Source organism: Sporosarcina sp. Y1004, assembly GCF_057669665.1.
The window spans coordinates 1-18409 of the sequence record NZ_JBYHFQ010000009.1 but is presented as its reverse complement, the minus strand read 5'-3'; the positions used below and the strand labels follow the sequence as shown (position 1 = coordinate 18409).

The following is an 18409-nucleotide window of genomic DNA, read 5'->3' as shown; positions in this document are numbered from 1 at the left end:
GGCTACCCGCTTCTCACCTGTTCGACGCAAAAACGTTGTTGACAGGTTAAAACATGAGTGAAGTGCCGTGCATCAGCACGTACACATACGCGGGTAGACAAATCCAATTTGTCTACCTTTTTTTATTGGATGGATCTGTGGGGCCGCCCGAACCGGACGGTATACCCAAACCATGTATTCGTGAAATATCCGGAGGTGGATTACTATTAGCAAAGACATGTACGTTAATGAGGGCATCCGTGCCCGCGAGCTGCGCATTATTGATCACAACGGCGATCAGCTCGGAATCAAAACACGCACTGAGGCACTAGAAATTGCTGCACTTGCGAATTTGGATCTTGTCCTTGTAGCTCCAACAGCGAAACCCCCAGTGGCTCGTATCATGGACCACGGAAAGTTCAAGTTTGAGCAACAGAAGAAGGATCGCGAAGTCCGTAAGAATCAGAAAATCATTCTTCTTAAAGAAGTTCGGTTAAGTCCGACGATTGATGAACATGATTTTCAAACAAAATTACGGAATGCTATTAAATTCCTTGAAAAAGGCGATAAAGTAAAAGCTTCCATCCGTTTCCGCGGACGTGCGATTACGCACAAGGAAATCGGACAGCGTGTCCTTGACCGTTTCGCAGAAGCGTGCAAAGATGTATCTACGGTTGAACAACGACCGAAGATGGAAGGTCGAAGCATGTTCCTAGTGCTTGCACCGACTGCTGAAAAAGAGTAACAATGAAAGATTTAGGAGGAACAGAACATGCCAAAAATGAAAACTCACCGCGGTTCAGCGAAACGTTTCAAAAAAACCGGTTCTGGTAAACTGAAACGTGGCCGTGCTTACACAAGTCACTTATTTGCAAACAAACCGACGAAAGCAAAACGCCATCTGCGTAAAGCTGCACTCGTTTCTTCAGGCGATTTCAAACGTATTCGTCAAATGATCACTTACATGAAATAAATCAAAACACAATCGGACAGAAAAGCAGGAGGTAATGAACTATGCCACGCGTAAAAGGTGGAACAGTGACGCGCAAGCGTCGTAATCGAGTATTGAAATTAGCAAAAGGTTACTTTGGTTCAAAACATAGACTTTACAAGGTAGCAAACCAACAGGTAATGAAATCATTCAACTATGCATACCGTGACCGTCGTCAGAAGAAACGTGAATTCCGTAAACTTTGGATTACACGTATCAATGCGGCTGCACGTATCAACGGTCTTTCTTACAGCACTCTAATGCACGGCTTGAAAGTAGCTGGCATTGATGTTAACCGTAAAATGCTTGCTGATCTTGCAGTGACTGACGCTCAAGCGTTCGCGCAACTTGCAAGTGCAGCTAAAAAATCAATCGCAAAATAAGAAATATAAATAACAGCCGCCAAGTAATCCGGAGATAATTCGGATGCGAGGCGGCTATTTTTATGTTATTTATTTATTAACGTATTATTATTCCTTTACAACTGCGAAACCGTGTAAAATAGAAGGAAAGAAAGAGCAGAGGGGGAAATGGACTTGCAAACAACAATTCTAGGCTGGATTGCAATCATGTCTATATGGGCATTCTTTGCAATGGGTTATGATAAACGACAGGCGAAAAGGAAAGGACAACGAATTCCTGAAAAGAATTTATGGACACTTGCCTTACTAGGGGGAGGTATTGGCGCTTACTTCGGAATGCAGGCGTTCCGCCATAAGACAAGACATACATCATTTCGGGTGGGATTTCTCTTGCTGGCGATTATCTATGGCATCGGAATACTGTATCTTCTGGGTGTTCACTTGCCGGGCATGGTGGAAGCATAAGAAAAAGCCCGTCCAAAACACGGGCTTTTAGTGCGAATTCATGAGTTTTTCTATGGGTTTTTTCCAACTGATATCGGCTTTTGGATAGTTGGAAAGAATTTCGGCAGATATGAAATGGAAATCATCTTTCGTAAAACCTTGAAGTTTTGTTTCATCTTTCACCCAGACAAAAATAGATACAACCTCAAACGAATCATTTGTTGTCCCTAAATACTTTTCGCCTTCAAACATTGCGCCTTTATAGGTAATGAAAAAGTTCTTTCGCACATTTTTCACATCATCGTAGAAATAATATTTCTCTACCGCATATGCATCATCCAGCTTACGCTTCGGATCAGTCAAATAACGGATTCCACGATAAAATAAATAAATGATAAAAGCAATAATGATAAACCGGATCAGCAATGGCATAACAGATCCCCCTTACTATTTAATACATACTATTATCTACGGGTGAACCCACTAAAAGGTTTCAATAATTTAAAATAATTTGGAGGTTATATTATGCAACTTACTAAACTATTTTCCATGCAGCGTGAGCTTGACTCTTATATCCAAAATAACAGAGAGAAACAGTCAGATGTTTTTCAAGAAAAAGGACTGGCACTACAGGTAGAGCTCGGTGAACTTGCAAATGAAACACGGTGTTTCAAATTCTGGAGTACGAAAGGGCCTTCAGAGAATGCTGTAATTCTGGAAGAATATGTAGATTCCATTCATTTTCTTCTTTCGTTAGGTATTGAAAAAGACTTACAAACGCTTACTGATTGGCCGGAAGGTAAAGTGGAAGGTGAATTAACACATCTATTCCTGGAGACGACAAGAGTGATTCATCTTTTTCTCTTTGAACTGACGATGGACTCTTATAAACAAGTCTGGATTCATTACGGTGCAATTGCAAAAAAACTTGGATTTACGAATGAAGACATTATCAGTGCATACTTGGCAAAGAATGAAGAAAATTATAACCGTCAAAAAACGGGATACTAATTGCCTTATTAAATGTTTTATAGAAAAATCAAAAAATAGATTGACAGAAGCCTTCAGATAAAAAATAATAGAGATAGAATATATAAAGTATTTAGGGGGCGTCAATGTGAACGATTGGAACAAAGAGGATTTCGGAGTAAGGCTAAAAACATTGCGTGAACAACGTGGATTGTCAATGATGGCGTTTGGAACGGCTATCGGCACTTCGGCAAGCCGTATCAAAGACTGGGAAAAAGGGAAAAATGCTCCGTCCGCCGCTTGGATAGCGAAAATCTCTGAACGCTTCAATGTTTCAACCGATGAACTGATTTTAGGAAATACGAAAACATCCAAACCATTTAAAGGGTCAGGCTCTACGAATGTAGATATGCTTTATGACAAGTTAAGAGAAAATATTACCAGTGACACAGAAGCGGAAGAACTAGAAATGAAGACAAACCGTAATGACGAATTGTATGCGGAATTAGATGCCTTACACAAGGAAAGTTATAGAAGTGGTAAAGGAAGAAGGCGTGCTGAACTTGAAATGCTCGCGATTCTAACGGAATTACCGAAAAAAGAAGTCCTTGAATTGTTGGAACTTGCTAAAATTAAAAAACGCTGGCTTTAATGAAAGCGAAACTAAAAAAAAGAACGATTTCTTTACGGCGTAAATGGGTTGTTTTCCTGTTATTAATTACTCTAATTAGCTTTTTTATATACAAAGGGAATACAACAGTCGGTGTCACTTATTATGATATCTATTCGGATAAGATTCCGAATGCTTTTGACAATTATACCATCGTCCAATTATCTGATTTGCACGATGCCGAATTCGGTGAGAATCACTTAGTGGTTGTTGATAAAGTGAAACGAATATCGCCTCAAGCAATTTTCATAACAGGTGATTTTATTGACAGTAACCGCTACAATCTCGAACGAAGTCTCATTCTGATTGAAAAACTTCAATTCGTTGCACCAATCTATTACGTTACAGGTAATCATGAAATAGCCACTAAGGATTCGAAGAGGATAAAAGCATCTTTAGTGGAACGGGGTGTTCGGGTATTAGCGAATGAAGCTGATATTGTAAAAATCGATTCCCATAGTTCGATTGCAATTGGAGGAATAGAAGACCCTTTGGCGAGTGCAATGGAAGAAGAGGAAACCGTTAAAAATACTATAACCGAGGCCTTTGCGGATACTCCCAAATCAATGTTTAAAATTTTACTCGCACATAGACCTGAACAATTTAACGTTTTTGCAGAAGAAGGAATCAATCTGACATTTAGTGGTCATGCCCACGGAGGACAATTTCGAATTCCTGGAATAGGCGGTTTGGTTTCACCTGGGGAAGGCTGGTTCCCAACATACACATCGGGCACGCACAAGAAGAATGGAAGCCAATTGATCATCAGTCGTGGCTTAGGCAATAGTCTGGTTCCTGTGCGGCTCTTCAATCAACCGGAAATAGTAGTTGTATCGTTACAAATAGTTGAATGACAAAGACCTCCTTTCAATTAATGAATGGAGGTCTTTGTCAAGCGCTCCATTTGGAATAGTGTGAAGGTTAGGATATATTCAGGTATGATAAGAAGGATAACTATTTAAGAGGGGATGAGTAAATATGAAGGCGTATATTCATGAATTTGGGGAGTTAAAAATAGGTGAGATGAGTGATCCGGTTGCAGGTCTTGGTGAAGTTGTCGTTTCGATTCGAACAGCGGGACTGAATCGTAGGGACTTATATATAGCTGGGCGCAGAGGTGAGCAAACAGCAGCGCTGACATTAGGATCGGATGGGGCAGGAGTCGTCGATTCAATAGGTGAAGGAGTAACGCAATTTACAGTCGGGGATGAAGTAATGATTAATCCTTCACTTCGATGGTATAAGAATAGCGATGCGCCCCCTGCGAGTTTTGATATTTTAGGCATGCCTGATAACGGAACGTTTGCGGAGAAAATTGTAATTTCAGCTGAACAACTAGAGAGGAAACCATCTCATTTATCATGGAAAGAAGCTGCAGTGCTTTCATTAGCTGGATTAACTGGCTACCGTGCGTTATTTACAAAAGGACAGGTGAAAGTGGGGGATACGGTTTTCATTCCGGGTGCGGGCAGTGGAGTGGCGACTTATCTGATTCAATTTGCTAAAAACATAGGTGCACGTGTAATTGTAACTTCACGCAGTGAGAAGAAACGCAAGTTAGCGCTTGAGCTTGGTGCGGATATGGCGCTCGACACAAACAGTGATTGGAACAAAGAGCTGCAGGGTGAAACAATTGACCTCGTTATTGAGAGTGTAGGGCGAGCGACATTTAATCGTTCGTTGGGTGTTTTAAAAAAAGGAGGGCGCATCGTTGTGTTCGGAGCAACGACTGACGATACGGTCGATTTGGATTTACGGGCATTTTTCTATGGGCAATACCAGCTATTTGGTTCAACACTTGGGAGCCGAGAAGAATTGCGCGACATGATTGCGCATGTTGAAAAATACGGGACACATCCCGTTGTCGATAGAGTGTTCAATTTGGATGCTACTGCAGAGGCCTTTGATTATATTGAAAACAGTAATCAGTTTGGAAAAGTGGTAATTCAAGTATCAGAATAACAATTAATAGAGAATGGTTATTAATGTTTACAGGGTATCATAAAGTACAATCTATCTAAAATCATAATTGGTATATAATTAAGGCAAAGGAGGATGTAGCATATATGACTGAAAAAGTATTACCGCTTACGGATTTAGAAATTGCATCACAAGCTACAATGCAGCAAATTTGGACTATAGCTGAAAAGGCGGGTATCCCGGAAGAAGCTGTAGAACCTTATGGAAGATATAAGGCTAAAATTGATGGAAATAAATTAAATAAAGAAAATTTGAATGGGAAAGTTGTTTTGGTTACTGCAATCAGCCCAACTCCAGCTGGTGAAGGGAAATCTACTGTGACGGTAGGACTCGCTGACGCTCTTTCGAAGCTTGGGGAGAAGGCGATGATTGCTTTGCGTGAACCATCCCTTGGACCTGTCATGGGGATGAAAGGTGGGGCTACAGGCGGTGGTTATGCACAAGTATTGCCGATGGAAGAGATTAACCTGCATTTTAACGGTGATATTCATGCAATTACGACTGCAAATAATGCACTAAGCGCTTTGATTGATAATCACCTTCACCAAGGAAATGTGCTCCGTATTGACCCGCGAAGAATTACTTGGAAGCGTGTCCTGGATATGAATGATCGCGCTTTGCGTAACGTGACAATCGGACTGGGTGGCCCTACACAGGGAGTGCCTAGAGAAGAGAGTTTCGATATTACTGTGGCATCTGAAATAATGGCCGTATTCTGTCTGGCGACAAACTTGGAAGATTTGAAAGATAGGATTGCACGGATTGTAATCGGTTATACGTACGACAATGAAGCAGTTACAGTGCGTGATCTTGGAGTTCATGGTGCACTCGCACTTCTATTAAAAGAGGCATTCAAACCAAATCTTGTTCAGACGATTGAAGGGACGCCGGCACTTATCCATGGAGGTCCTTTTGCTAACATTGCACACGGTTGTAACTCGTTAATTGCAACCAATATGGCACGTAAACTTGCCGAAATCGTTGTTACGGAAGCTGGTTTCGGAGCCGATTTAGGCGCTGAGAAATTCATGAATATAAAAGCGCGTCAAGGTGGTTTTGCTCCTGATGCGGTCGTTATCGTTGCAACGGTTCGTGCGCTGAAGATGCATGGAGGTGTGCTGAAAGGCGAACTAGCGGGAGAAAATGTTCAGGCAGTCGTTGATGGAATGATGAACTTGGCAAAACATATAGATACAATTCGTGCATTCGGTGTCCAGCCAGTCGTCGCTCTGAATAAATTCATAACTGATACGGTCTCTGAACTGGAAACAATCTTGGAATGGTGTGAAAATAATGATGTAAGGGTAGCACTCACCGAAGTCTGGGAACATGGCGGAGAAGGGGGTATTGCATTAGCACAAGAAGTGTTAAAGCTATTAGCTGAACCAAACAACTTTGCCCCGATCTATCATGTTGAACAATCTGTAAACGATAAAATAACTGAAATCGTTCAAAAAGTTTACGGAGGATTGGGTGTCACTTTTACTGACCAGGCATTAAAAGATCTGGAGCTAATTGAGAAAAATGGATGGGATATATTGCCGATATGCATGGCTAAAACACAATACTCATTTGCAGATGACCCTAAATTACTTGGACGTCCTGAAGGCTTTACGATTACTGTAAGGAAAATTATTCCGAAACTTGGAGCCGGATTCCTAGTTTGTTTGGCTGGGGACATTATGACGATGCCGGGCTTGCCTAAAGTTCCGGCAGCACTCAAAATGGATATCGATGAAAAAGGCAATGCAGTTGGTTTAATATAATTATTGAAAAAGTTTCTGTATTAAATACGGGGCTGACCTAAAATGCTAGGACAGCCCCGCGGTTTATTATCAAAGTGCTTTATCATCAATCGAATCTAGCCAAGATTCAATTGTTCCGATAACAGATTCAACACAGCCATCTTCAAATGGTGAAATTAAATTTGCTTCGGAAACAAGTTTAGTAAATGATTTTGATCCGCCGAGGGTGCAAAGATGTAAATAATCATTCCATGCTGATTCATGATTTTCAAGCGAGCGTTTCCAAAATTGGAACGCACAAATTTGTGCAAGTGTATAATCGATATAATAAAATGGACTTTCGTAAATATGACCTTGACGTTGCCAGATGGAGCCGGATTCCAAATATTCAAAGCCATCATAGTCACGCATTGGGAGATATATTTTCTCTATTTTTTTCCAAGCTGCTTTTCGTTCTTCGGCTGTCATTTCAGGATTTTCGTAAACTGCATGTTGGAATTCATCCACTGCGACGCCATAGGGTAAAAAGAGTAGCGCACTACTTAAGTGTGCAAATTTATATTTATCCGTTTGTTCTTTGAAAAACAGTTCCATCCAGGGCCATGTAAAGAATTCCATACTCATTGAATGGATTTCGGCGCCTTCATATGTTGGCCACATATATTCAGGTATTCCGATGTCTCGGCTAGAAAAAACTTGGAATGCGTGTCCGGCTTCATGCGTTAATACGTCAATATCACCAGATGTCCCATTAAAATTGGAAAAGATGAATGGTGAATCGTAGTTATCGATAAAAGTACAATAACCGCCGGCTTCTTTTCCGGTTTTGGCTTCAACGTCAAGTAGGTTTTTATCTGTCATGAACTTGAAAAAGGTATCTGTCTCAGGTGAAAGCTCAGCATACATCTTTTTACCATTTTCGAGAATCCAATCAGGTGATCCTTGAGGTGTTGCGTTACCTGTTAAGAAGTCTAAGGATTGATCATAAAATTTTAACTTATCCACACCAATACGCTCTGCTTGGCGCTCATATAGACGACTGGCTAGTGGGACGATATGATCACGAACTTGATTACGGAATTTTTTCACCATTTGGGCATCATAGTCAATACGATTCATGCGCACATAGCCGAGTTCAACAAAGTTTTTATAGCCAAGAGTGGTAGCAATTTCATGGCGTAGTTTGACAAGTTCATCATAAATTTCATCGAACTTCACACCGTTGTCCGAATAAAAAGTGTACGTAGCTTTCATAGCGGCTTTACGAACGGAACGATCCGTTGACTCCGCATATGGACCCATTTGAGCAAGAGTTAGAGTCTTGTCGTCAAATTCGATTTGCGCGGATGCAACCAGTTTAGAATAATCGGAAGCCAGCTTATTTTCCTTTTGAAGCATACTGACGATTTCCGGTGAAAATGATTTAATGGAGTTGTCAGCCAGTGCGAATAGTTGGCTACCCCATTTTTTTTCAAGATTCGCCCTAAAAGAAGTGGTGACAAGTTCTTTATAGTAAGCAGTTTCAAGTTCTTGATACTCAGGTCCGATTTCATCGAAATAATCGCGTTCTTTTTGATAGAATTCATCGTTTGTATCGATGGAAGCACGGATATAGACAAGATTGGCCATCGTTGAGTAGTCTTTTCCGATTGCGTTAATTTTTTCAATGACTTCATTTTGTAATTCATATGAACTTGCAGAACGAAAATCCTCAAGAAGTCTAATGAAATCTTCTTTTACACTTTCCATGTCAGGTCTAGCGTATTGATAGTCTTCAAATTTTATCAAGATAATTCCCCCTGATTTATACTAGTGAAATATTCCACTGATTCTATTGTTCACGATGTTCCGGAATATTGCAAAAGAAATATATATTATTTCACTAGATTATATGAGAAAAGCAATGGAAGGAATTCCGTATGACAAGTGTTTGAAATTAAAACTATAAAAGATGGGGTATAAAATTGCAAAAGCAAACTGATGAATTCATTGATACAAATATTGAAATTGGCTTAAGTGAAGCAGAAGCGAAGAAAAGACTTGTTGAATTCGGAGCGAATAAACTAACAGGAACAAAGAGCCGTTCGCTGCTTCAACGTATTTTTGCACAAATTAATAATGTCTTAATCTACGTGCTGATTGTTGCAGCTGTTATTTCTGGCATTCTTGGAGAATTGGCGGATTCCTTAATAATTGGACTTGTTGTCCTTATCAATACGGTTGTAGGAGTTATCCAGGAATCAAAGGCAGAAGATGCACTGCAGGCGTTAAAAAACATGGCAGTTCCCAAAGCGCTAGTTAGAAGGGACGGTGTACAGAAAGAAATACCGTCTGAAGAAGTCGTGCAAGGTGATGTAATTCTTCTTGATGCCGGAAGGTATGTGCCATGTGATATCCGTCTAATTGAATCAGTGAATTTGAAAATTGAAGAGGCGGCGTTGACAGGTGAATCCGTATCAGTAGAAAAAGATTCACAATTCGAAGGTAACAGCTCAATGCCCATCGGAGATCGAAAAGACATGGCATTCATGTCGACATTAGCTACATATGGACGTGCAACTGGCGTGGCAATTGCAACAGGTATGAAAACCGAGATAGGAAAAGTCGCATCTATGCTTGATAGTGAAGTGGATGAAGAGACACCTTTACAGAAAAGTCTCGCACAATTGGGGAAATACCTGGGGATGACAGCTGTTGTCATTTGCGTCATCATATTTGGAATAGGTGTGTTGCAAGGCCGCGGGTATATGGAAATGTTCATGTTAGCTGTCAGTCTAGCGGTTGCAGCTATCCCTGAAGGAATGCCTGCAATCGTTTCAATCGTTCTCGCAATCGGCGTTCAAAGGATGATTAAACAAAATATCATTATTCGAAAGCTTCCTGCTGTGGAAGCGCTGGGTTCAGTTGACGTGATCTGTTCAGATAAAACCGGTACATTGACTCAGAATCGAATGACAGTTACAACGTTTTATACTGAAGGAACATTAAGCAAATTAGATGAAGCAGATCTTAAAAAGCCTGTACAGAAACGATTATTTGAAAATATCGCATTGTGTAATGATGCAACATATACAAAAAATGAAGAGACCGGGGATCCAACAGAAATCGCGCTTATTGCAGCAGCGGTGGAAACTGGGTTGGAAAAAGGTCAACTGGAAGCAAGTTATCCCAGAATTGCTGAGATTCCATTCGATTCAAATCGTAAACGGATGACTACGGTACATCAAACGGCGGAGTCCATTATTTCACATACTAAAGGTGCCGTTGATGGGATTTTGCCGAAATGTACACATATCGAAACAGCTGAAGGACCCAAAATTATTGATGAGCTAGACCGTGAAGCAATTCTTAATGCTGCAAAATCCATGTCTTCGAAAGCATTGCGTGTATTGGGTTCTGCCTATAAATTCATGGCAGCTACAAATACCGATGAACTTAACAATGCAGAAGAACAATTGGTGTTTCTTGGTCTTGTCGGAATGATTGACCCCCCTCGTGAAGAAGTGAAAAATGCGATTAAAGTTACGAAATCGGCAGGCATACGTACGGTTATGATTACGGGTGATCACCAGGACACAGCATTTGCGATTGCAAAAGAACTTGGAATCGCAACTCACCAATCGGAAGTAATCGAGGGAAAAACAATTGACGCTTTGTCAGAACGGGAATTAATTGAAAAAACCGGGGAAATTAATGTATATGCTCGCGTTTCACCGGAACACAAAGTTAAAATTGTGCAAGCACTTAAAGCGAAGGACCATACCGTGTCAATGACAGGCGACGGTGTTAACGATGCACCTTCATTAAAGGCCGCGGATATAGGCGTAGCAATGGGGATAACAGGTACAGATGTAGCAAAAGGTGCTGCAGATATGGTATTAACGGATGACAATTTTTCATCAATCGTCAAAGCAGTCGAAGAAGGGCGTACCATTTACCGTAATATAAAGAAGTCCATTATTTTTCTGCTGTCGTGTAATTTAGGAGAAATAATTGCGCTTTTCGCTGCAATATTACTAGGGTGGCCGTTGCTCTTGCGCCCAATTCATATCTTATGGATCAATCTGGTCACGGATACATTTCCTGCGCTGTCGCTGGGGGTCGATCCTGAAGAAACTGGTGTAATGAAAGAAAAACCGAGGCACCGGAGAGAGAGTATATTCAGTGGTTCCGTATCGTTTCTAGTTTTAAATGGTATTTTGATTGGGGCAATTACACTCGTCGCTTTTATGATGGGTATCTATATGTCAGGCGAGTATACGGGCAGTTTTCTCTCTATGTTTTCAGCTGCCATACCGGAAAGTGCTCTCGTACATGGACAGACAATGGCTTTCATCGGTCTGAGTTTTTCTCAGCTGGTGCATTCTCTCAACTTTAGATCGATGAACAAGTCTGTATTCAAAGCAGGTATTTTTAAGAATAAGTTTTTAATATACTCAATTTTGCTAGGGGTTGTGTTACAGGTAATTATCGTTACGTTCGGTCCAATTGCGAAAGTCTTTAGTGTGCAATCACTTGGACTAAAGGAATGGATAGTTATTGGCGTACTTAGCCTAATACCGCTTCTAGCAAATGAACTGGTTAAATTATTCAAAAAGTAATTTAAGCACCAAAGTTCCCCTTTTAGTGCTATATGATGTATTATGGGGGGTAATGGCATTGTAGCCGTGAATTTGTAAGTGAGAGGTTGATACTGCTATGGAAATTAATGAGTACATTATCAAAAAAATTAACGATCCTACTGGGATCATTGCTGGAGAACGTTTTGAGTACCGATTGTACATTGATTTGGACGAGGAAGACGAGCTTTATTCTGAAGGTGGAACAGGGCTTCGCGTGATTTTTGCAGTTGACGAGGATGAAGGACGGATAGCATCTTATCACTTTTTTGAACGTACAAGTGAAAAAGTTCTTGATTTTGAATTGGAAGACGACGAAAAAGCAATTGTTCTTGAATATTGCAGAACACACCGCGAATAATACAACTAAAAAGCCTGTACACATGATTGTTATGTGTACAGGCTTTTCTTTAGTATATGGAGGTTTAAAGCTGAAAGTGGAATCTACTACAGTGGAAGTTTTAGCACTAATGTACGAACACAGTATGTGAAGATTTCTGCACATATAATAAATCAGCAGACTCAATTCGAATTATGTGTGTTTTGTGGTAATATGTTAGATAATATGGAAAGTGGATAGAAACGAAAATATCCAAGACTAATCTAATTGGAGTGTTTGAATATGGATAATGAAATAGTTGATATTACGATTATTGGGGGAGGGCCGACGGGGCTTTTTGCATCATTCTATGCAGGAATGCGGGAAATGTCGGTGAAAATCATAGATAGTTTGCCACAGCTTGGTGGTCAGTTGATTGAATTGTATCCTGATAAAGATATATATGATGTGGGCGGATTTCCAAAAATTCTTGCAAAGGACTTTGTCGCTAATCTTGTTACACAAGCACATTATGCGAAACCTGAAATCCTACTTGGCGAAACTGCTTTATCAGCGACGCGTGAAGGAGATCACTTCATCCTGAAAACGGATAAAGGTGTTCACTTAACACGTACCATCCTTTTGACAGCAGGAATCGGGGCTTTCCAACCCCGCAAAATCGGTCTTCCCGAAGAAGTCCATTTTGAGGGGAATACCCTTCATTACAGTATTAAAGATTTAACGATTTTTAAGGATAAAAATGTTCTTGTTTGCGGAGGCGGGGATTCAGCAGTCGATTGGTCACTTATGTTGGAAGACATTGCATCCACTGTGACACTCGTCCATCGCCGTGAACGCTTTACAGCACACGAAACGAGTGTTAATCAGTTAATGGAATCCAAAGTGACTGTGAAGACGTCTCGAGCGGTAAAATTGATTGATGGTGAAGATGGTAAAGTTCAAAAAGTAGTCTTAGCAGAAAAAGATGGCACTGAAGAACATCTTGACGTCGATCATTTAATTGTTAACTACGGAAATATATCATCTCTTGGTCCATTGAAGGATTGGGGTCTTGAAATGGACCGTAACTCAATTATGGTTAATTCTCGTATGGAGACCAACATCGAAGGGATTTACGCGGCAGGGGATGTTACAAACTATGATGGCAAAGTGAAATTGATTGCTGTCGGACTAGGTGAAGCTCCAATCGCAGTGAATCATGCAAAAGCTTACGTCGATCCGAAAGCAAGATTACAGCCGCTTCATAGTACAAGTATCTTTAGTTGAATAGAACTTGACACCAAATTATAAAAACCGCCTTGTGCGGTTTTTTTATTGACTAGTAATAGATAAATTAGTAAGATTTCGTTAATACTGAATTCATTTTCAATCATAGATGACAACGCTTAATGTTAAATACATCAAAAATTAAATTTTACTATTGACTTTGTTAATATAGAGGAGGATTTTTTTGTGAAAAGAGCATTACTGAACATTGATTATACTAACGATTTTGTTGCACCCGATGGCAAATTAACTTGCGGTGAATCGGGTCAAAAGTTATTACCATATATTTGTAGTTTAACAAGGCAATTCATCAATTCTGGAGAGCTGGTGGTTTTTCCAATCGATTTACACAAAGAAAACGACCCGTATCATCCAGAAACGAAACAATTTCCACCCCATAACATCATAAGTACAGGGGGACGTGAACTATACAGTGAATTAAATGATATTTATCAAGAATTTAAAGACAAAGATCATGTTTTATGGATTGACAAAACCAGGTTCTCTGCTTTTACAGGGACAGATTTGGAAATTAAATTACGTGAACGTGGCATCAATGAGGTTCACCTCGTGGGCGTTTGTACCGATATCTGTATTCTTCACACAGCGATCGATGCATACAACAAAGGGTTTAAAATCATTGTTCATGAACAGGGAGTTGCAAGTTTTAATGCAGCAGGGCATGACTGGGCACTAGGGCATTTTCAAAACACTTTAGGTATAGAGGTTATTTAACAAACAACTGCTTGGCTGCAACATATTGGGAAGGCTAAATGAGTGAATTGAGGAGATGAATGATATGGCTAGAATAGGTATTTATGGTTCGTCTTTCGATCCAATTACGAATGTACATTTGTGGACGGCAAGTACAGTTGCTCACCGTTGTAAATTGGATAAAGTTATATTCCTTCCTTCATCGAATAAAAGAAAAGACAAAGAAATGAAAACAGCTGATGAACACCGGTGGAATATGATTAAACTGGCAATTCGAAACAATGATAAATTCATTGCCGATGATTATGAAATGAAACAAGAGGGCTGGAAAATTACAACATATGAAACACTTATTTATTTCAAGGAACTCTATAAAAATGATGAAATTTATTTCGTTATGGGAGCGGATTTACTAGTCGATATCGGTGCTGGTAGATGGGGGCATTCTGAATCACTTGTGAATGAAAATAAATTCATTGTAATGGCACGTGAAGGAGTAAATATGCTACAGGCAATCAGTAAATCAGCCATCTTAAGAAATAATGACGACGGACAGACTTTTCACTTGCTTGATAAAGGTCTATCTATGGAAATTAGCTCTACTTACATTCGGGATGAATTTTCTATGAACGGAGAACCCCGTTATCTGTTACCTGATTCTTGCTATCATTATATTAAAGAGCACGCGCTCTATAAGAATTAATTCTTAACATGCGACTATTAGATTCTATATAGTTAAATATAGAACCTAATGGTTGTACTTATTATTCAGGAGGTTTTTGGTATGTCAATTAACATTAATGATCGGTTCTCTGAAATAAGAAAGAGCATAACTATCGATGCACCTATTGAAAAAGCTTGGAAATACGTCGCGACATCCGAAGGAATAGGTGTCTGGTTTATGCCGAATGATATGGAACCGATTGAAGGCAAAGAGTTTATCCTACAAGCGGGTCCATGGGGAAATTCAATATGTAAAGTAACTGAAGTGAATCCACCCAACCGTTTATCTTTTAAGTGGGGTGAGGAGTGGTTTATCACGTTTGAATTGATAGAAAAAGACAGTCAAACGGAAGTAACTCTAGTCCATGCGGGATGGGAAGAAAGCAAACAGACAGAGTTTGGCGAGGACCATGCAGAGGTACGTTCACGTATGTCAGGTGGATGGGATGGCCTTATTCTGAAACTGAAAAGTGTGATTGAGCTTTAATGGTTTGAAATCTTTAGAAGTATGATGTTCTTCAAGTGATCTCACATCCGACACGTCGAAATCTATGAATAGCTTAGTCGATTTACTGCTGGTTGTTGTGCTGGAACAATATAAAAAACGCTGAAAGTAGTTTTTCAGCGTTTTTTGTTTGCATTAATTAATTGTAATCGAAAAAAAAGGAATTTAAATCACAAAAGAAAGGAGATAGCTAAAATGAGCAGTAGGGGAACGAACAAGATTACATATCCAATTGGATTCCCAAAGTTAATCGACCATCCGATACCGAATCTTTTCTCTACAAAAACGGAAGGGTCATTTCGATTCACATAAAAGATTCCGAATTTCCAATGCTCATCATCATCGACATCTGTAATACCGGTAATCGTTTCGTCCTCTAATTCTACTTCAATCCGGGAGCCGCTCTGTCCAACTTTAAATGCATAGATGGCTGTCGCTAGAAGGGTAATTAAGAGAAAGCCGAGTGGTAACGCAAGCATTAGTGCAGCATCACCAAGACCATCATGAATCGTAGCAAGTTGAATGAATCCGAAAAGAATAGTCATGAGAATAGTCATCATGTATATAAACCAACTGGTATATTTTCGAAATGATAATTGTTGAGCTTTTGATTTTTTCCTTTTTACTGCACTTAATCTGATTCCTGATTGTTTTGTAAATGTATTAATACCAGCCATCATTGCTTGCATTATTAGTAATATAAGAAGTAAAGCAATTACTGAAAAAGGTGTTTTTTCACTAAAAGTATCGGCTTGACCGTTCGCTCCCCAATGTGTAGGAATCAGGTCGGGCATATTGTTGTATTGTGTGGCAGTGTAGGCGATTAGCCCAACTGTAATTAACATTGGTACTGCATATACGTAAGAAGGAAGCATCTCGTCTTTCGTCCGAATTGCTAATTCAGCGATTCGAATTTGTTTCAAATCTGCGCCCCATTGATTTCTTTGTTTAAGTCGCGTTGTTTGTGCGTGAAAGTAAAAGTAGAGACCCATACTCAAAAAGAGGAGTCCAAATTGAACTGCTAATCCTGTTAAGACAATTGTTACTTCTGATAGATTACTATTACTTACCCAATAGTAATAATTGAAAAGTGAAATGAAACCCGTAATGAAAATACTAACAGCATATATTCTTTTATAGGATATAATCGTTGAATCGTCTGTAAAACTTTCTGGAACCGTCACGCCAAACACAACGGAGGGCTTTAATAAAAATGGTGTAGCAGACAGCATTATAGTAATAAAGCTAATAATGATTAGAAATAAGGGTAATACCATACTTATACCTCCTGAATTGTTAAAATGATAGATGAAATAAGGTTGCTAATGTCTTTTGGTTTCATCCCGAGCACGATTGCTTCAGCAACAATCGGTTTGAATTCCTCAGTAATTCTCTCAAGGTTTAACTTATTAATATCGTTCGTCAAGAGTTCATTGACAATAGCTCCAGATTTCGGAACGATACGGATTATCCCCTTTTTTTCGAGTTCGTGGTATGCCTTATTGACAGTATGCATATTCATGCCTAGGTCGGCGGCTAATGTCCGTACAGAGGGGAGTGTTTCTCCACCTATAAGTGTTCCGCGTGCAATTGCTTCGATAAGCTGAGAAGCTAATTGTGCATATATCGGTTTATCCGCATCCGCTTCGATTTGGATGAACATATGGTACCCTCCTTATAACTAATTTAATTTAATTATAGCCTCTTTGTTCTATTTAGTATAGAACAAAGAGGTAGATAAATAAAAATCCCTGAACAAAAGTTCAGGGGAATCCTTCCTAATTATAATTCTGAAGTTTTAACGAATATATATCCTTCGCTTTTCAAGTAAGCTAGAACGGCATCAAGTCCATCAGCAGTTGATTGGTGAATATCGTGCATAAGGATTATACTTCTATTTCTGGTTTGACCTTTGATATGTGTGAGCAGTAAATTCGAATTTCGATGTTTCCAGTCCAGTGTATCAATATCCCATAGAATTACAGGTAAATCTGTTTGGTTGCGGACTGATTTATTAATCGCACCATAAGGAGGGCGGAATACAGTCGCTTTTTGTCCAGTGACATCCTCAATGATAGAAGAAGTACGACTGATTTCATTTCGTGCTTTTTCGACTCCCGTTTTCGTCAAGTCAGGATGTTTCCACGTATGGTTACCGAGTTCATGACCTGCTTCTTGCACTTTTTTTGCGATTTCAGGATAGCATTCAACCTGGCTCCCGAGCATGAAGAAAGTTGCTTTGGCATTGTATTTATCCAATGTATCTAGAATTTGAATTGTCACTTTTGGATCAGGTCCATCATCAAAGGTGAGGGCAACCCGTTTACTCTCAGAATCTGATTCGATTGTCACTAGCTCTTGATCTAAACTTTCTAACTCATCTGTAGTCAAATAGTTTTGTTTAGCTTTTTTTATGTATTGTGAAATATCATTGTTGAATGTGCTATGAAAGCTTTGTGGATACTGGATCGCATACGGCTTATATAGATCATTCGACGTTTCAGTACTTATTTTAATACCTGCATAGTGAGAATCAATTGTATCGATAATAACCTCAGTTGGTTTTGCAGCAAGTTTGTTTTCAGGAAGAGTGGCAGCTTCATTTTTAGTAGTCAAGGAAAATAAATAGATGGCAGACACAGTCAATGTAACGATGATAATTGAAAATGTAACATCGATCCAGGAGGAACGGCGTTTTTGGTACTTTCTTTTCATGGAAAAGACTCCTTTACTATGTATAGAAAGTTAGACGGATGAAACTCTTTAATAGTTTCGGGAAAAGTAGATGTTTTGTCAGATTTTATCATTTAATATACTATTCTAGTATACATGATTGAAATGGAAGCATCTAGGGGATTTATAAATTGTATATGGTATGAAATAAAGAATTCCTTCTACTGCGCTGCGGCGCTCTGGGAATGCCTTTGCCGCACCTGTGACGGAGTGTTTACTATTGAGAGAGTAAGCCGGTCTGAGTGTGGATTGTATAACGCTTCGCGCTTTGGGAATGCCTTTGAAGCCACTGAAAAAGTCCGATTTCCTTCAATGCCGTTGATCTCCGTTCCGAGCGGACGCTTTCCGCGGGCACGGCTTCAGCCAATC

The 18409-nt window shown here is 39.7% G+C and carries 20 protein-coding genes; 15 read left to right on the top strand and 5 right to left on the bottom strand.

The annotated features are described in order from the left end of the window. Window positions 1-205: 205 nt before the first annotated feature. From infC to AC25Y6_RS08370, 4 genes are all read left to right on the top strand, one after another. Window positions 206-724, top strand: coding sequence for a translation initiation factor IF-3 (gene infC, locus AC25Y6_RS08385; RefSeq protein WP_482100106.1), 519 nt, complete (start codon window positions 206-208; stop codon window positions 722-724). Window positions 725-751: 27 nt separating this feature from the next. Further along, window positions 752-952: a 50S ribosomal protein L35 gene (rpmI, locus tag AC25Y6_RS08380; protein WP_482099753.1), complete on the top strand. Its 201-nt coding sequence runs from the start codon at window positions 752-754 to the stop codon at window positions 950-952. A 41-nt stretch (window positions 953-993) separates the two neighbouring features. After that, window positions 994-1353 (top strand): 50S ribosomal protein L20, encoded by a 360-nt coding sequence (gene rplT / locus AC25Y6_RS08375; protein ID WP_482099752.1) that lies wholly within the window; start codon window positions 994-996, stop codon window positions 1351-1353. Window positions 1354-1506: 153 nt separating this feature from the next. Beyond that, window positions 1507-1797 carry a DUF1294 domain-containing protein gene (locus tag AC25Y6_RS08370; RefSeq protein ID WP_482105008.1) on the top strand — a complete coding sequence of 97 codons (291 nt, stop codon included), beginning with the start codon at window positions 1507-1509 and terminating at the stop codon, window positions 1795-1797. A 27-nt stretch (window positions 1798-1824) separates the two neighbouring features. Here the strand turns inward: AC25Y6_RS08370 and AC25Y6_RS08365 are convergent, their stop codons facing one another. After that, the gene (locus tag AC25Y6_RS08365) at window positions 1825-2208 is read right to left on the bottom strand and encodes a sigma-w pathway protein ysdB (protein ID WP_482105007.1); all 384 of its coding nucleotides are present in this window, start codon (window positions 2206-2208) and stop codon (window positions 1825-1827) included. Window positions 2209-2301: 93 nt separating this feature from the next. Between AC25Y6_RS08365 and AC25Y6_RS08360 the strand changes: the two genes are divergently transcribed. The 5 genes from AC25Y6_RS08360 to AC25Y6_RS08340 all read left to right on the top strand — a co-directional run bounded on the left by AC25Y6_RS08360 (window position 2302) and on the right by AC25Y6_RS08340 (window position 7161). Beyond that, the gene (locus AC25Y6_RS08360; RefSeq protein ID WP_488142688.1) at window positions 2302-2787 is read left to right on the top strand and encodes a dUTP diphosphatase; all 486 of its coding nucleotides are present in this window, start codon (window positions 2302-2304) and stop codon (window positions 2785-2787) included. 106 nt (window positions 2788-2893) lie between these two features. Then, a complete protein-coding gene (locus AC25Y6_RS08355; RefSeq protein ID WP_482099748.1) occupies window positions 2894-3397 on the top strand; it encodes a helix-turn-helix domain-containing protein in 504 nt (167 codons plus the stop codon). After that, on the top strand, window positions 3397-4269 hold the full coding sequence (locus tag AC25Y6_RS08350) for a metallophosphoesterase (RefSeq protein ID WP_488142687.1): 873 nt from the start codon (window positions 3397-3399) through the stop codon (window positions 4267-4269). Before AC25Y6_RS08355 ends, AC25Y6_RS08350 begins: the two co-directional genes overlap by 1 nt. 124 nt (window positions 4270-4393) lie before the next feature. Next, a complete protein-coding gene (locus AC25Y6_RS08345; RefSeq protein ID WP_488142686.1) occupies window positions 4394-5377 on the top strand; it encodes a zinc-binding dehydrogenase in 984 nt (327 codons plus the stop codon). Between the two features lie 104 nt (window positions 5378-5481). Continuing rightward, complete coding sequence (locus tag AC25Y6_RS08340; RefSeq protein ID WP_488142685.1) at window positions 5482-7161, top strand: formate--tetrahydrofolate ligase; 1680 nt, start codon at window positions 5482-5484, stop codon at window positions 7159-7161. A 69-nt stretch (window positions 7162-7230) separates the two neighbouring features. Here the strand turns inward: AC25Y6_RS08340 and AC25Y6_RS08335 are convergent, their stop codons facing one another. Then, complete coding sequence (locus tag AC25Y6_RS08335) at window positions 7231-8928, bottom strand: M3 family oligoendopeptidase (RefSeq protein WP_488142684.1); 1698 nt, start codon at window positions 8926-8928, stop codon at window positions 7231-7233. A gap of 170 nt (window positions 8929-9098) precedes the next feature. Here AC25Y6_RS08335 and AC25Y6_RS08330 point away from each other — a divergent pair, with 170 nt between their 5' ends. The 6 genes from AC25Y6_RS08330 to AC25Y6_RS08305 all read left to right on the top strand — a co-directional run bounded on the left by AC25Y6_RS08330 (window position 9099) and on the right by AC25Y6_RS08305 (window position 15289). Next, window positions 9099-11741 carry a cation-translocating P-type ATPase gene (locus tag AC25Y6_RS08330; protein WP_488142743.1) on the top strand — a complete coding sequence of 881 codons (2643 nt, stop codon included), beginning with the start codon at window positions 9099-9101 and terminating at the stop codon, window positions 11739-11741. Between the two features lie 97 nt (window positions 11742-11838). Next, complete coding sequence (locus AC25Y6_RS08325) at window positions 11839-12120, top strand: DUF6509 family protein (protein ID WP_488142683.1); 282 nt, start codon at window positions 11839-11841, stop codon at window positions 12118-12120. A 261-nt stretch (window positions 12121-12381) separates the two neighbouring features. After that, window positions 12382-13365, top strand: coding sequence for an NAD(P)/FAD-dependent oxidoreductase (locus tag AC25Y6_RS08320; protein WP_488138803.1), 984 nt, complete (start codon window positions 12382-12384; stop codon window positions 13363-13365). 186 nt (window positions 13366-13551) lie between these two features. Next, the gene (locus AC25Y6_RS08315; protein ID WP_488142682.1) at window positions 13552-14100 is read left to right on the top strand and encodes a cysteine hydrolase family protein; all 549 of its coding nucleotides are present in this window, start codon (window positions 13552-13554) and stop codon (window positions 14098-14100) included. Between the two features lie 64 nt (window positions 14101-14164). Further along, the gene (gene nadD / locus AC25Y6_RS08310) at window positions 14165-14782 is read left to right on the top strand and encodes a nicotinate (nicotinamide) nucleotide adenylyltransferase (protein ID WP_488142681.1); all 618 of its coding nucleotides are present in this window, start codon (window positions 14165-14167) and stop codon (window positions 14780-14782) included. Between the two features lie 81 nt (window positions 14783-14863). Continuing rightward, a complete protein-coding gene (locus AC25Y6_RS08305; RefSeq protein ID WP_488142680.1) occupies window positions 14864-15289 on the top strand; it encodes an SRPBCC family protein in 426 nt (141 codons plus the stop codon). Window positions 15290-15477: 188 nt separating this feature from the next. Here the strand turns inward: AC25Y6_RS08305 and AC25Y6_RS08300 are convergent, their stop codons facing one another. From AC25Y6_RS08300 to AC25Y6_RS08290, 3 genes are all read right to left on the bottom strand, one after another. Continuing rightward, window positions 15478-16584 (bottom strand): DUF1648 domain-containing protein, encoded by a 1107-nt coding sequence (locus AC25Y6_RS08300; RefSeq protein ID WP_488142679.1) that lies wholly within the window; start codon window positions 16582-16584, stop codon window positions 15478-15480. A 2-nt stretch (window positions 16585-16586) separates the two neighbouring features. Then, window positions 16587-16970: a GntR family transcriptional regulator gene (locus AC25Y6_RS08295; RefSeq protein ID WP_488142678.1), complete on the bottom strand. Its 384-nt coding sequence runs from the start codon at window positions 16968-16970 to the stop codon at window positions 16587-16589. A gap of 119 nt (window positions 16971-17089) precedes the next feature. After that, a complete protein-coding gene (locus AC25Y6_RS08290) occupies window positions 17090-18022 on the bottom strand; it encodes a polysaccharide deacetylase family protein (protein ID WP_488142677.1) in 933 nt (310 codons plus the stop codon). Window positions 18023-18409 lie beyond the last annotated feature (387 nt).

What these genes read in the sequence shown, in the direction of transcription:
- rpmI (WP_482099753.1), top strand. Translation starts at nt 752, where the DNA reads ATGCCAAAAATGAAAACTCACCGCGGTTCAGCGAAACGTTTCAAAAAA.
- rplT (WP_482099752.1), top strand. Translation starts at nt 994, where the DNA reads ATGCCACGCGTAAAAGGTGGAACAGTGACGCGCAAGCGTCGTAATCGA.
- AC25Y6_RS08365 (WP_482105007.1), bottom strand. Translation starts at nt 2,208, where the DNA reads ATGCCATTGCTGATCCGGTTTATCATTATTGCTTTTATCATTTATTTA.
- AC25Y6_RS08360 (WP_488142688.1), top strand. Translation starts at nt 2,302, where the DNA reads ATGCAACTTACTAAACTATTTTCCATGCAGCGTGAGCTTGACTCTTAT.
- AC25Y6_RS08350 (WP_488142687.1), top strand. Translation starts at nt 3,397, where the DNA reads ATGAAAGCGAAACTAAAAAAAAGAACGATTTCTTTACGGCGTAAATGG.
- AC25Y6_RS08345 (WP_488142686.1), top strand. Translation starts at nt 4,394, where the DNA reads ATGAAGGCGTATATTCATGAATTTGGGGAGTTAAAAATAGGTGAGATG.
- AC25Y6_RS08340 (WP_488142685.1), top strand. Translation starts at nt 5,482, where the DNA reads ATGACTGAAAAAGTATTACCGCTTACGGATTTAGAAATTGCATCACAA.
- AC25Y6_RS08325 (WP_488142683.1), top strand. Translation starts at nt 11,839, where the DNA reads ATGGAAATTAATGAGTACATTATCAAAAAAATTAACGATCCTACTGGG.
- AC25Y6_RS08320 (WP_488138803.1), top strand. Translation starts at nt 12,382, where the DNA reads ATGGATAATGAAATAGTTGATATTACGATTATTGGGGGAGGGCCGACG.
- nadD (WP_488142681.1), top strand. Translation starts at nt 14,165, where the DNA reads ATGGCTAGAATAGGTATTTATGGTTCGTCTTTCGATCCAATTACGAAT.
- AC25Y6_RS08305 (WP_488142680.1), top strand. Translation starts at nt 14,864, where the DNA reads ATGTCAATTAACATTAATGATCGGTTCTCTGAAATAAGAAAGAGCATA.
- AC25Y6_RS08300 (WP_488142679.1), bottom strand. Translation starts at nt 16,584, where the DNA reads ATGGTATTACCCTTATTTCTAATCATTATTAGCTTTATTACTATAATG.
- AC25Y6_RS08295 (WP_488142678.1), bottom strand. Translation starts at nt 16,970, where the DNA reads ATGTTCATCCAAATCGAAGCGGATGCGGATAAACCGATATATGCACAA.
- AC25Y6_RS08290 (WP_488142677.1), bottom strand. Translation starts at nt 18,022, where the DNA reads ATGAAAAGAAAGTACCAAAAACGCCGTTCCTCCTGGATCGATGTTACA.